Source organism: Candidatus Manganitrophaceae bacterium (assembly GCA_012960925.1).
In the GTDB taxonomy this organism is placed as follows: domain Bacteria; phylum Nitrospirota; class Nitrospiria; order SBBL01; family JAADHI01; genus DUAG01.
Genome location: DUAG01000048.1, coordinates 33,145 through 47,212, shown reverse-complemented (window position 1 = coordinate 47,212; position 14,068 = coordinate 33,145). Strand labels below are relative to the sequence as shown.

The 14,068-nt window shown below is 52.0% G+C and carries 11 protein-coding genes; 8 read left to right on the top strand and 3 right to left on the bottom strand.

Features of this window, described 5'->3' with window-relative positions:
* Window positions 1-75: 75 nt before the first annotated feature.
* From EYQ01_07845 to EYQ01_07835, 3 genes are read left to right on the top strand one after another with little or no spacing between them, the layout of a single operon-like run.
* Complete coding sequence (locus EYQ01_07845; GenBank protein ID HIE65707.1) at window positions 76-2,373, top strand: PBP1A family penicillin-binding protein; 2,298 nt, start codon at window positions 76-78, stop codon at window positions 2,371-2,373.
* A complete protein-coding gene (locus EYQ01_07840) occupies window positions 2,370-3,104 on the top strand; it encodes an SDR family oxidoreductase (GenBank protein HIE65706.1) in 735 nt (244 codons plus the stop codon). The genes EYQ01_07845 and EYQ01_07840 overlap by 4 nt, the downstream gene beginning before the upstream one ends.
* A complete protein-coding gene (locus tag EYQ01_07835) occupies window positions 3,104-4,144 on the top strand; it encodes an alcohol dehydrogenase (GenBank protein HIE65705.1) in 1,041 nt (346 codons plus the stop codon). Before EYQ01_07840 ends, EYQ01_07835 begins: the two co-directional genes overlap by 1 nt.
* 3 nt (window positions 4,145-4,147) lie before the next feature.
* Here the strand turns inward: EYQ01_07835 and nirD are convergent, their stop codons facing one another.
* The gene (gene nirD / locus EYQ01_07830; GenBank protein HIE65704.1) at window positions 4,148-4,453 is read right to left on the bottom strand and encodes a nitrite reductase small subunit NirD; all 306 of its coding nucleotides are present in this window, start codon (window positions 4,451-4,453) and stop codon (window positions 4,148-4,150) included.
* Window positions 4,454-4,639: 186 nt separating this feature from the next.
* Between nirD and EYQ01_07825 the strand changes: the two genes are divergently transcribed.
* The 5 genes from EYQ01_07825 to EYQ01_07805 all read left to right on the top strand — a co-directional run bounded on the left by EYQ01_07825 (window position 4,640) and on the right by EYQ01_07805 (window position 9,464).
* Window positions 4,640-5,323 (top strand): response regulator transcription factor, encoded by a 684-nt coding sequence (locus EYQ01_07825; GenBank protein ID HIE65703.1) that lies wholly within the window; start codon window positions 4,640-4,642, stop codon window positions 5,321-5,323.
* On the top strand, window positions 5,313-6,803 hold the full coding sequence (locus EYQ01_07820) for a PAS domain-containing sensor histidine kinase (protein HIE65702.1): 1,491 nt from the start codon (window positions 5,313-5,315) through the stop codon (window positions 6,801-6,803). The genes EYQ01_07825 and EYQ01_07820 overlap by 11 nt, the downstream gene beginning before the upstream one ends.
* Complete coding sequence (locus EYQ01_07815) at window positions 6,799-7,251, top strand: arsenate reductase ArsC (protein ID HIE65701.1); 453 nt, start codon at window positions 6,799-6,801, stop codon at window positions 7,249-7,251. The genes EYQ01_07820 and EYQ01_07815 overlap by 5 nt, the downstream gene beginning before the upstream one ends.
* A 94-nt stretch (window positions 7,252-7,345) precedes the next feature.
* Window positions 7,346-8,341, top strand: a complete 996-nt coding sequence (locus EYQ01_07810) for a hypothetical protein (GenBank protein HIE65700.1) — start codon at window positions 7,346-7,348, stop codon at window positions 8,339-8,341.
* Window positions 8,342-8,453: 112 nt separating this feature from the next.
* Window positions 8,454-9,464 carry a pentapeptide repeat-containing protein gene (locus EYQ01_07805; protein HIE65699.1) on the top strand — a complete coding sequence of 337 codons (1,011 nt, stop codon included), beginning with the start codon at window positions 8,454-8,456 and terminating at the stop codon, window positions 9,462-9,464.
* Window positions 9,465-9,489: 25 nt separating this feature from the next.
* On the opposite strand, the gene EYQ01_07800 is transcribed toward EYQ01_07805, so the two are convergent.
* Entirely contained in the window at window positions 9,490-10,437 is a 948-nt protein-coding gene (locus EYQ01_07800; GenBank protein ID HIE65698.1) for a hypothetical protein, read from the bottom strand.
* A 182-nt stretch (window positions 10,438-10,619) separates the two neighbouring features.
* A complete protein-coding gene (locus EYQ01_07795) occupies window positions 10,620-14,027 on the bottom strand; it encodes an MFS transporter (protein HIE65697.1) in 3,408 nt (1,135 codons plus the stop codon).
* Window positions 14,028-14,068 lie beyond the last annotated feature (41 nt).

The following is a 14,068-nucleotide window of genomic DNA, read 5'->3' as shown; positions in this document are numbered from 1 at the left end:
GAGGTTCCTTTAATATAGGGTATGATTCAGGATATTCCATTGAAAAAATGAGGTTTTTATAGTATATTGTCTATAATGAGAAAAGGCAAGAAGAGATTCATCCTCGTATTTATACCGCTTTTGTCCCTCCTTTTCCTCGTGTCCTCCGGATTTTACCTCTTTTCTCTTGACGACCTCGTTGTTAAAAAATTTGAAGGTCAGCGCTGGAAACTTCCCTCCAAGATCTATTCCGCCCCTTTTATCCTTTCACCAGGGGTCGACATAGAGCTTACAGGCCTGTCCTCCCGTCTGAAGCGGCTGTCCTACCACCCCGTCAATGCCCCGGTTCGGAATCCAGGCGAGTTCTTCTCCAATAATCAGGAAATGCAGATCTACCTCCACGAATTTGCCTATCCGGACCATGTCGAGAGCGGTTTCCCTATCCGTCTGAGCTTTTCAGAAGGCAAGAAGATCGATCAGATCATGGACCTGACCCTGGCCCTTGATATTGATTTTGCCGTGATCGAACCCGAGGTCATCGGCGGCTTCTATGAATCGGAATGGGAGGAGAGGCGACTCGTCCGGATCGAAGAAATCCCCCAAAGCCTGATAGACGCCGTGATGGTCATGGAGGATCGAAGGTTTTTTGATCACGACGGAATAAACTTCAAGAGCATCCTGCGGGCGGCATGGATTAACTTCAAAGCGGGAAAGATCGTCCAGGGCGGGAGCACCCTGACCCAGCAACTGGTAAAGAATTTTTACCTGGCGAGCGATCGCACCTGGCGACGAAAAGCCAATGAAGCCCTGATGGCTCTCCTACTGGAGAGGCGTTATTCAAAAGAAGAGATCCTGGAGACCTACCTCAACGAGATTTACTTTGGTCAAAACGGCGTCATGGGAGTCTATGGCGTCGGACAGGGGGCGATGTCCCATTTTATGAAGCGGCCCTCAGAACTCTCTTTGGGAGAAGCGGCCCTCCTGGCCGGGATTATCCGGTCTCCAAATGTCTATTCACCCAAAAAAAATATCCGAAGGGCAGTCCGGCGCAGAAACCTGGTTCTGGAGAATCTCTTTTCCGAAGGAAAGATTGATCTCCAGGCCTATATGGAGGCCCGGGCCGAAAAGGTTTCAGGGAGGAAGCCAAAACAGCGGCTCAATGCGGCCCCCTACTTTGTCGATGAAATACGAAAACGGATGGCAGACCTTTATTCGCCGCGCGTCCTGATCTCCGGCGGACTTCAGATCTTCACCACACTTGATGTGGAGTTGCAACGCATTGCAGACGAGGCCCTTCAGACAGGGCTCGCCGCGCTGGAGAATCGGAAACCCCGCCTGAAACGCGACGATCCGAAAAAACAGATTCAAGGAGCCCTGGTCGCGATTGATCCCGGAAGCGGTGCGGTCCGTGCCATGGTGGGGGGACGAAATTACGGGGTCAGTCAGTTCAATCGGGCGACACAGGCCCGGCGCCAGCCGGGTTCCCTCTTTAAGCCGATAGTTTATCTAACCGCTTTTGAGCAGGCCGCAACGGGCGGCCTGCCCTATACGCCGATCAGCCTCGTGGATGATGCCCCGATTACCCTTCAAGTCGGGGGAAAGGAGTGGTCGCCGCAAAACTATGACAAACAATACAGCGGCCCGGTCACCCTCCAGGAGGCGCTTGAACGTTCGCTCAATACAGCCACCGTCCGCCTTTCACAAGAGGTTGGACTCGAAAAAATTATGGAGACGGCGTTCAAAGTCGGCATCAACAGTCCCCTTGCTGCCATTCCTTCCCTCGCCCTCGGAAGTCTGGAGGTCTCTCCCCTTGAAATCGGCATGGCGTATAGCACTCTGGCCAATCATGGGGTTCAAACCCCCCCCCAATTTCTCCTGGGAGTGATCGATCCAGCCGAACTTCCCCTTGACCTGGAAAAGAAGGAAGAAGACGACTCCGCCAGGGGGGTTTCCGCGCCAGCCGCCTATCTCGTGACACACCTGCTTCAGGGGGTGGTCGAATCGGGAACGGGCCAAGGCGTCAGACGACTCGGTTTTGACAAGCCGGCCGCGGGAAAGACCGGGACGACAAGCAATGGCAGGGATGCCTGGTTTGCCGGGTATACCCCCGATCTCGTCACGGTTGTCTGGGTCGGCTTTGATCAAAACCAGCGCGGTGCGTTGTCCGGGGCCTCTGCGGCCTTGCCGATCTGGACAGAATTTATGAAAAAAGCCGATACCGGAGATCCGGACAACGATTTTCTTGTTCCATCCGGAATTATTTTCCGCAGCATCAATGAAAAAGGACAGGTCTGCCGGGAGGATGGAAAAGAAGTCCCCTTTATCGAAGGAACAGAGCCGGAAGAATCCTGCAAGAAGGGATTGTTCAAGTGGCTGGAGGGACTATTCTTTTGATCTCCCTTAAAGATAAAGTTATTCTTATCACAGGTGGAGGTCGGGGGATTGGCCGGGCAGCAGTCAGACATTTCACCGCAGAAGGCGGAAAAGTTGCCTTCTGCGCGCGGAGTGAAGGCGAAGTGGTCGGAACCGCGAAGGCAATCGAGGAAGAGGGGGGACGGGTCCTTCCTTTTCGGGCCGACATCTCTTCCCGTCGGGAGATACAGCGCATGGTCTCCCAAATCATCTCTGATCTTGGGGACATCGATATCCTTGTCAATAACGCCGGGGTACTCGGCCCCTCGGAAACGATTGCAACCTATAGGCCCGAGGCCTGGGAGGAGGTCATTCGAATCAACCTGAACGGCACCTTCCTGATTACCCATGCCGTCGTCAGGACCATGATCCCCCGCCGCACCGGCACCATCATTTCGATCACATCCAGTGTCGGGCGGAAGGGCCGCGCCAGATGGGGGGCCTATGCCGTCTCCAAGTTCGGACTGGAGGGCATGATGCAGACCCTGGCGGAAGAAGTTGCTCCCTTTCAGATTCGCGTCACCACTCTCAATCCAGGTGCAACGCGTACAAAGATGCGTGCAGCCGCATATCCGAAGGAGGACCCCACCGGCCTTCAGGACCCAGGCGAGGTTGCCAAGGCGCTGCACTATCTGGCCGTTTCAACAGACGCGTCCTTTCATGGGAAATCGCTCAACATGTCCGACCTTCCGATGGAGGCATGGATATCCTGATGAAGGCGGTTCGTTTTCATCAATTTGGCGGTCCCGAAATACTCATTTATGAGGACGCGCCCTTACCGGTTGCCGGTGCGGGTGAGGTCATCGTCCAGGTCAAGGCCTGCGCCCTCAATCATCTCGACCTGTGGACCCGGGGGGGGATCCCAACTTACCATATCAATCTCCCCCATATCCCCGGTTGTGACGTCGCCGGAATGATCGACCATGTAGGTGAAGGGGTGACAGGATTTATAAAGGGGGACAAGGTTCTGATCGCACCCGGACTCTCCTGCTTTCGCTGTCCGTCCTGCCTTGCAGGCCGGGATAACCTCTGCGAACACTACCGGATCTTTGGGGCGGGATGCGATGGCGGCTACGCCGAGTTCACCAAGGCCCCGGCATCCAATCTCATCCCGATCCCGAATGAGATCTCCTATAATGAGGCCGCCGCCTTTCCGCTGACTTTTCTGACCGCCTGGCATATGCTCATTAAACGGGCCGGGCTTCAGCCCGGACAAGACCTTCTGGTTTTAGCGGGCGGAAGCGGCGTGGGGAGTGCGGCAATCCAGATCGGAAAACTGGCAGGGGCACGCGTGATTGCAACCGCGGGAACAGAAGGGAAGTTGGATCAGGCCCTGATGATCGGGGCCGATTTTGTCATTGATCATTCAAGAGACGACTTTTCAGAAGAGGTCCTGAGAATCACGGACGGACGGGGAGTCGATGTCGTTTTTGAGCATATCGGCCCTGCAACATTCGACTGGAGCCTCCGTGCACTTGCAAAGGGCGGAACACTGGTCACCTGCGGGGCAACGAGCGGTCCAAGGGTTGACCTCGACCTTCGCTACGTCTTCTCCAGGGAACTCACCCTCATGGGCGCCCTCATGGGAACGCGCGCCGAATTATTGGAAATCACACATCTCGTGGGAGAAAAAAAACTTCGCCCGATTATCGATTCAGTCCATCCTCTTTCCGAAGCACGGATCCTCCAGGAAAAGATGGGATCAAGAGATCTCTTCGGAAAACTGATCCTGGCCCCAGGCCCAGGCGGGTAATCTTCAGGAGATGGAAATCAAAACCTGATCGCCTTCCTGCTTCACCGGATAGGTCTTGATCTTCAAGTTCGGGCTGAGCGGAGACGTGCCATCCTTGATGTTAAAGCGCCACTGATGCCAGGGACAGAGTACCTGTTCGCCACAGACCTTGCCATCTGCCAAGGCGCCGCCCTGATGCGGACAGACATTGGAAATTGCGTAAATTTCGCCATCCAGGCGGAAGAGCGCGACTTCATGATTATCAATCTCGATCATTTTTCCCGAGCCGTCAGGGATTTCATCTAGCCTTGCCACACAAACAAAAGACATCTCTTCTCCACCGGATTAAAAAATGTAACGATTCAGGATTTCACCACATAGAAATGGACGTGATTATAGAGGATATTGATTCATCGGGTCAAATGAGCAAGGGAGCGAATCTCAATCACGGGTGTTGGGTCGTTTGTCGGAAAAGTGGGACCTGTGCTACAATCCTGTCGTCGGAGGGATGACACAATGCCGCAAATCATCATGATCGTCGATGATGAAGCTGACCTAACAAGATTGGTCGCGTATCACCTGAAACAAGAAGGCTTCATCCCGGTTTGCGCCTCCAACGGCTCAGAGGCCCTCAAGGAGATTGCCGCGCAAGCGATTTCTCTTGTCATCCTCGACGTGATGATGCCGGGAGTGGGGGGGCTTGATGTTTGTAGACAACTGCGAAGCCGTGCCGAAACGGCCTCTCTCCCCGTGATCCTCTTGACGGCACGGGCCGATGAGAGCGACAAGGTGATCGGCCTGGAGCTGGGCGCGGATGATTATGTCACAAAACCGTTCTCGCCGAGAGAATTGATGGCCAGGGTCAAGGCCCTCTTGAGAAGATCAAAAGGCGAGGGGGAGGAGGCCGTCTACCACTACCAACATCTTATGCTGGATACGGCCCGACATTTGGTCAAGGTAGAGGGGAAAAAGGTCGTCTTGACCGCCAAGGAATTTTCACTCCTGGAGCTTCTTCTTGAAAAAAAAGGAAGGGTTCTGACACGGGATTTTTTGTTGAAGTCCATCTGGGGCTACGATTACTTCGGCACCACCCGGACGGTAGACGTTCATATCAGACGTCTGCGTGAGAAAATTCCTTTTCTTTCAAAGACCATTGAAACCCTTCCGTCTCTTGGATATAAATTGACCGATGAACAGTGAACAAACAAATCCGGCTGACGCCAATCTGTCACGGCAGACCCGAGGCCAGAAATCCCTACAGGATGTTCCGACCTTCCGCCTCTTACTCTTGAAATCGCTTGCTCCCTTTATCCTCCTGGCAGTCCTTCTCTTTGTCCTGATGAACGGTCTCTTTTTATTATTTTTTGATCTGTCCGGGCAGAAGAAATCCTTCTTGGACTTTCTCCTCCTCTCTTCAGCCGCGTCTCTAAGCCTTTCCCTCTTGCTCGGCCTCTTTATCTCAAGCCGGCGTTCAGCAGCCCTTCGTCAAATTACCCTCTTTGTTCAGAGATTTCTACAAGGAGAAACAGGCGCATCTACCCTGATCCACCGAACCGATGAAATGGAAGCACTTGCAAATGCCCTCAACCAGATGACCGCCAATGTACAGGAAAAGATCGAAACACTCTCCAGTGACAAGGCAAAAAGTGTCGCAATCCTTTCTGGGATGGTTGAAGGCGTCATGGTTCTGGACGGAAGAGGGGAAGTGGTTCTGACCAACGCCTCTTTTGAAAAGATGTTCGGTCTTTCATCTACGGACCTGTCCGGGAGACATTATTATGAACACCTCCGACACCATACTCTGAACGAAATGATCAAAGAAGTGATTCACACGGGCCGCTCCCTCTCGAGAGCGATTGCACTGGAAGGCCCTCCGCCGCAATATTTTCAAGTCCAGGCCTCCGTGGCCGACTTTGCTCCCCATCACTTCGTCGCGCTGGTCTTTCATGACATTACCGAAAACAAACGGCAGGAGCAAATCCAGAAAGATTTTGTAGCCAATGTCTCCCACGAACTGCGCACACCGATCTCGCTCATCAAGGGATATGTCGAGACCCTCTCTGATGGCACCGTAGTAGACCCTAAGCAGGCAAAGTCCTTCCTTGACATCATCGAAAAAAATAGCACCCGGCTGGAAAATATTATTCTGGACCTTCTCCAACTTTCCCGGATCGAGTCTGGCCTTGATCCGGTCCGGCTCAGAAAGATCTCCCTACTGGACTGCATTCAAAAAAATATCACTTTATTAAACCCCCTTGTCCGAAAGAAGAATTTGCGCCTCACCGTCTCTGTGCCTACAAACCTTCAGATATGGGTGGATCCGGAAAAACTGGACCAGGTCCTGACCAACATCATCGACAATGCCATCAAGTATACGCCGGAAAGAGGCGAGATTAAAATTCACGCCGTCGAAGAACAAAACAACATCCGAATTAGAATCGAAGACAGTGGCATTGGCATCCCTAAAAACGAACACGCCCGAATCTTCGAGCGCTTTTACCGCGTGGACCAAACTCGATCCCGTGAACTCGGCGGCACCGGCCTCGGCTTGGCCATTGTCAAACAGGTCGTCGAGGCCCATGGAGGGAAGGTGGTCGTTCAAAGTGAGAGGAGAAAAGGCTCCAGGTTTATCCTGGCCTTTCCGAAAATATCAGCCATCGAACACCTTAATCGGAATTGATGTGCCCAAAAAGATCCTCTTCCTTTGTACCGGAAATTCTGCGCGAAGTCAGATAGCCGAGGGCCTGACGCGTCATCTGGCCAAAGGGGTCAAGACGACCATCGAAGCGCTGAGCGCCGGAATGGATCCTAAGGGACTGCACCCTCTTGCCATCGCGGTCATGGATGAAATCGGCATCGATATCCGGGACCATCGCTCAAAAAATTTCGACTCCTCCCTTCTAAATCAGGCCGACTGCATCATTACCCTTTGTGGAAATGCGGAAGCCCGTTGCCCCGCCACCCCGTCTCATATTCATAGGGAACACTGGCCGATTGACGACCCCGCACAAGCCTCAGGGAATAAGGAAGAAAGACTTGCCCTTTTCAGAAAAACACGCGACGCACTCAAAGATCGGATCATTCATTTTTTAGGAGTTTCAGGTGATTTAACGGGTACAAAGGAATAGTGGGTCTCTCCCGGAGAGGGAACACCTATCCCCTTTGTCCTTGATCTGACTGGACACATTGACAGAGCAAATCGAATTCAATATCCTTTAAACGATGACCAAGACTATTCCATTCCATAAAAACCCCCTGTTTTGGATGACCCTCCTGGCGTCTTTCTTTGTCCTTCCTTCAGATGCGAGTTCGGAGGGGGTGGAAGGACGCTTGTCCGGAAAAGTCACCATTAACGGAATTGCCACGACCAATGCGGTGGTCTACCTCTTGGGCAAAAATGGAAAACCCTTTTCCATAATTCCCACGAGAAAGACCATCATCCAGGAAAGGCGTCAGTTTTCTCCATCTTTTAGTGTCGTTCCGGTGGGAACGACACTTTTCTTTGAAAATCTTGACGACACGATGCACAATGTCCACTCCAGAAGCCCATCAAATCCCTTCGATATCGGCCTCCACCTCCCCAATACCATCAAGGAGGTCATCCTAAAAAATCGGGGGATTGTACCGCTCCGATGCAAGCTCCACCCGGTCATGAACGGATTGATTTATGTCGCTCCCTCTTCTTTTTATGCCGTGACCGACCCCGCGGGACACTTTGAGATAAAAGACATCCCGCTCGGTCGCTATCAGGTGGAGACCTGGCATCCAAGCCTCACCCCTAAAGAATCAGCAAAGGGGTCGAAACATGTCGAGATCGGAAAGCCGAATGAAGTCGTCCACCTTACCTTCAATGCCAAAACGGCTACCGGGAAAGACCTGACCAATATCGCCGGTCAGAGCTGGCTCCCGGTGGTAGAAGAAATTCAAATTGCACTCAAGAAGGCCCTCTCAGGATGGAAGAAAAAACGTATGACATCGGCAGCCACAAAGGTGATGACGGCCCAATCCCGTCTCTATCGCGAATCGGGGCTTCGGAACGCAATCGTGAAAACGCTGGGAGAAGCCCGTGCGGTGGAACATGAAGAACGGCTTGATAAAATCCGAAAACTGGTGCAGGGGATAACGAAAGGCCCGGTCAACACATCCGTCATCGAAAAAGAAATCGATATCCTGATGACTGGCCTGCGACAAGATGCTCGAGCCATCGAGGGACTTTAGGGAGACTCCAATACCCTAGCCTGTTTGCTTCTAAAAAATACCTAAGACCCGGTCATACTTGTCCGGTCCATGACGACCATCTCATTTCAAAAATCAGAGAGCAAAGGCTTCTGTGACAAAGAATAAAACCTCAACACGGAAAAGAGTAAGCGCGGGCATTCTTTGGGGTACCGGAATTTATTTGGTCCTCTTTGGGATGGCCTTCCAGAAACATGAAAGCCGGATGGATCGTTTCGAGGCGCGGGCCGGTGAAATTTATGCCCACCTTGAGGGAAAAAATACAAACAAGGCCAAAGGCCTCATCCCCAAAGCCCTGGGAATGCCCCGTCCGCAGGGGCCAAAACCATTCAATCCCGCTTCGATCTTTTGTTCTTTCTTTTGCGCCGAGAGGATTACTGCGGAACGGGTGAAGGCCCTCCGGGAGATTGTCATTTTTTTCAAAGACGACCTTGCTGAAATCAATCTGTCTGAGATGGACCTCAGCGGCCTTGATCTCAGCGGAGCGGATCTTCGCGGCGCAGATCTCAGTCAGGCAAATCTTAGTCACTCAGACCTCAGCAGGGCAAGACTGATTGGAGCCAACCTCAATCAAGCGATGCTCTTTAATGCAGACCTCAGCGGAGCCCTCCTCAGAGAGGCCCAACTGAATAAGGCGGATCTGAGGGAAGTCAGACTTGTCGATGCAGACCTCACCAGATCCACCTTCAAAGAAGCCAGGCTCAGCCGAGCAGACCTCAGTGGCGCGGTCCTCTTGGATACAGACCTCTTTAATGCGGATCTCAGGGGAGTCCGTCTTCGCGGAGCAGACTTAAGCGGGGTCAACCTTTTTTATGCGGACCTTATTGGCGCCGACCTTAGCGAGGCAAGGCTTGCGGGCGTGAGGCTGAGCGGGGCGGATTTCAGAAAGGTAAACTTCACCAAGGCGGATCTCAGGGGCGCAATCCTCACCGGGGCAAGACTCAGCGGCGCCGACCTCAGCGGCGCCGACCTCAGGGAAACAGACCTTCGCCATGCTCTCTTGAGTGAGTCCATAGGTCTCACGCAAGACCAACTGGATCAAGTCATCATGGACGATAAAACGAAGCTCCCGAATGGGCTTAAGGGGCCCGAGGGATCACAATAACAGGTTAGTGATGTCGGGGGCGCTCCTATAGTGAAATATCGACGATTAAGGGCAAATGATCAGAACCGATACTCCTCCCTGTCTTTACACCCACCACTTTTAAGCCTTCCGTGACAAAGCCATGATCGATCGGAATCATCATAAAGGGCAGAAAGACCGGCCAGGTTGGGAGCAGGCCAAATCCTTCACGAACACTGATAAGACCCGAATCCTTTACAAATTTCCGATAGTAAGGAGACCACTTCGTGACGTTTAAATCTCCAATAATAATTGCAGGTAAAGGAAGCATCTTTGCAAACCGGGCAAGTTGTTCAAGTTGACTGTTTCTTGCTTGGAAATTCGACCCCAGCCTTGGAGAAGACAAATGCGTTGTCAGTAACGAGATTTGCTTGTCCTGGAAGCTGAATTTAATGTGGATACTGGGCGCTATAGGATCTCCTAAATCTATGATCTCTGATTGACTCAAGGGGATACGACTGAAAAGAGCGATCCCCAAATCATCAGAACCCGGAGAAGAAAAGAAATAAGGGAAGTCTTCTTTCAAAGGTTCCAATGCATCCAGCCACCTTTGATTGGTTTCTTGAAGAAAAACAATATCGGGTTTCTCTTCAGATACCAGGGCCATGAGCCTTGAGTATTGTTTATTTGACGACAAGACATTTGAATGGAAAAGTCGAAGGGAGGGAGATTCTCCGGCGACTGATCTGTCTGGAGAGGCGAGATGCCAGGGAAGGACACCCACACCATTTATTCCGATCGCGATAAACCCTAAGACAAGCCATTGCCATTCATGGCGCAGAAAGAAAGCCCCTGTTACAAGTAGGGATGCAATGAAATATTGAAGCCTGAAGTGAGTGCTTAACTCGATATAATGCGGCAATGCCCCCATATAGGAAAAATAGCCGAGCAAGAGGACAAAAACTCCCGTAAACTTTGTCCCCCAGGAAAAGAAATCAAAACCTGCTTTCAACATTCGTACGACTCCAGAGATAAGATCAAAACTTCTTCTAATATAGTGAAGGACCCGGCCCCGAAAAGACGGAGATTGCGCTCACGGTGCGTGTTCGACTCCCGATATCGTTTGGTCATTATTGATTTTTATATACCAGATGTCAATCCCCTCAAAAGAGGGGGAAGAGAAAGAAGCATAAAGTTTTATTCTTGCGCTGCCACCACTTCGAGTGCCATGGCCTTGAGGGCTCTCAGGTCCCGTTTACCTGTTCCCAATACGGGAAGCGCTTCAACCGGATAGAGGTTCTCCCGTTTGGGCAACCAGAGTTTTGGAAGGTTCTGTTCTTTGAGTTGTCCCCACAAGGCCTCGGGTGTCATCTCCGGTTTGACATAAAAACAGACGATCCGCTCCCCCTTTTGCTCATCCGGGACAGCACAGACCGCGCACTCTTCCGTTCCAAGAATACCGCTGACAACCTCCTCAATCTTGATGTGGGGAACCATTTCACCGCCGATTTTACTGAACCGGGAGAGTCGGTCTGTGATCCGGACAAAACCATCTCCATCTACAGCGGCAATATCTCCGGTGTTGTACCAGTCCCCCTGAATGACCTCTGCGGTTTTTTCCGGCTGATTGAGATAACCCATCATCAGGTTCGGACCTTTCACAAAGAGTAAACCCTCCTGCCCGACCGGTCGGACCTCGCCCGTATCCGGGTCGACCACCTTCAGGGCAACGCCCGGGACCGGATGGCCGACCGTCTCAGGAATCGAATCCTTCTGAAATTCCGGTCCATGATGCACATCCTCGACATTCACACAAACCACTGGCGCAAGTTCAGTACATCCATAACCCTCAAGCAGACTGAGATCATATTTTTCCCTGAATGCCAGGGCGACTTCTTTTCTTAACTTTTCGGCACCCACCATCGCATACCGCAAGGAACTGAATTCTTCTTTCGAGCAGCGTCGGATATAGGACTTGTAAAAGGTCGGGGTGCTGATCAGGATCGTCGCCTTGTGTCGCAAGACCAAGGCCCCGACCTTTTTCGCTTCCATCGGATTCGGATGATAAATGGCCCCGAATCCGTAGAGGAGCGGGAACCAGAGGGTCCCGGTAAAACCGAAGGAATGGAAGAAAGGTAGCACCCCCATCATCGTATCTTTTCGGGTCACCCAAAAGAGTTGTGCGAGCGACTCCACATTTGAAAGCACATTATGGTGAGAGAGCATCACCCCTTTTGGATCGCCCGTGCTGCCGCTCGAAAAGATCACGGTCGCCAGGTGGTTCGGGTCGGACTTCTCCGGACAATAGATTTTCTGAATCAATCGCCCCGGAAGGAGATAAAGAAGGATGGCCTGGACAATTTTTTCGGCGGGCTTCATTTTTTTTAAAAGATCTTCAAGGTAAATAAATTCCTCACGATGTTCAAGATTCGCTTTCGCGACAAACACCCTAGAGGTCAGAACCGCCTTGATCCCACATTGCTGAACGGCGGAATCGATTGCCTCCTTGCCCGCTGTGAAATTCAGATTCACAGGAACCTTTCCGGCCAGAAGAGTGGCAATATTTGCAAGGGCTCCGCCCACTGAGGAGGGAAGCATGAGCCCGACCATCTCTTCTTTCCTACATTTCCGCCGGATTCTGCGGGATAAAAGGAAGGCCCCGATCAAGGCCTTCCCATAGGTCAAGCGCTTTCCGGTCGAGTCGGACATACAGCCCCGCTTCCAGGCGGATTTTGCCGAGCGAATAAACTTAAAGTGCAAGAGATCATCTTTCGCCCTTCTAAATTTGACCGCCTCGCTCCCAAGCTCCATCACGGCCTGCCGTACTGTTTGCGCCGTGGCGTTTGCCGGAAGAGGTAAGCCAAAAGAGATCGTCACCGGATAGGGGATTTGTCGCGGCCATTTGAAGAAGAACCGCCCTTTTTCAAAGCTGAAAATGCTCCCCCAAAGACCATCAAGATGGACGGGAATGATCGGCACATTAAGATCTTTCCCCATCCGCTCAAATCCCCTCTTGAATGAAAGCATATTCCCCGTACGACTGATTGCCCCTTCGGCAAAGATACAGACCACATGCCCCTGCTTGAGCGACTCACGTGCCCGTTCAATCGATTGAACCACACCTCTCCGATTACCCACCGAGATCGGGATTGCCTTCATCTTCCTCAGAAACCACCCCACCCCTTTTATCTCAAAGAACCCGCTGAAGACCAGAAAACGGATGAAGCGCTGTACGCAGGCCCCCACCAACAGGCCGTCTACAAAAGAAACATGGTTACAAACAAGCAAGGCCGGTCCCCGGAAGGGCACATGTTCCTGACCTCGGATGCGAATTCGGTAGATCGTGTGTGTCAGGAGCCAAAGAACAAATCGGATCAGAAAGTCCGGAAGGACACTCAGAATGTAAACCGTCACCAGGAGTGTAAAAAACCCGAAAACAATGATAATCCGGTCTGCCTGGACCTGCAGCAGATCACGAAAAATCCAAAGGGCGGCGGAGGCCAGGAGGATCCCCCCCGTGTCCATGAAATTGGTGGTGGCAATGATCCGGCCCTTCTCTTCTCGACCGCTTTTCTGCTGAATGAGTGCATTCAGGGGCACGATAAAGAGGCCGCCGGAAAATCCGAGCAGGCTGAGGGCCATTGCTGCCTGGAAATAAGAGGGTGGAGACAACCCCAGCCAGATTGAAAAGAGGCCCAAACCGATCGATCCCAGGGGGACAAGCCCCAGTTCCACCTTGTCGCCGGAGAGACGACCCGCCACAAGACTGCCGACACCAATACCGAAGGCCAGAAAGGTTCCCAGAATTCCAACCCAAAAGTCATCCAGGACCAGCACCTCTTTGCCAAAAAGAATAATGCTCATCTGGAGCAAGGCCCCCAGGAACCAGAAATAGGAGATGGCCAACACCGTATGCCAGAGAACCTTCTCTCTGTATATTCGCTTGATGCCTTTGGCAATTTCCCCCCAGGGGTTCAGTGGAAATGGTTTTTGGATACCCGAAGGCGGGACCTTATATATACCAAAACTAACCCATGATCCCACCACTGCGATGGAGATGAGAAAAAGACTGATCAACCACAGTCGGTCCTTCCATGCGGCGAACATCATGCTCCCGATGGAGGTCCCGAGAATAATGGCCAGAAAAGTGCTCATTTCCAAAAGACCATTTGCACGGGACAAATTATTGTCGGGTATTATTTCAGGAAGGATGCCATATTTTGCCGGGCTGAAAAAGGTCGACTGAAGGGCCATCAGAAAGAGGACGCCCAGCATCCATTCAATCCGACCGGAAAGAAAAGCGAGGAGGGCCAAGCCCATCGAAACAATTTCAAAACACTTTGTGATGACCAAGACGGTCCGCTTACTGTAGACGTCGGCCAGATGACCAGCGTATCCGGAGAAGAGAAAAAATGGGAGAATAAAAATGGCGCCCACCAGAGGAAGATCTCCACTTCCTCCACCAGAGCTGACCGCCAGGTTCACTGCCACCATCGAGACCACGATTTTGCAGACGTTATCGTTAAAGGCCCCCAGGAACTGGGTCCAGAGAAAGGACTGAAAGCTGAGTGATTTTAATAGATCTTTGTACTTTCCGGTCGCCATGCTGACTTGCCTCCAAGTACGGCATATATCAACGGGGAACC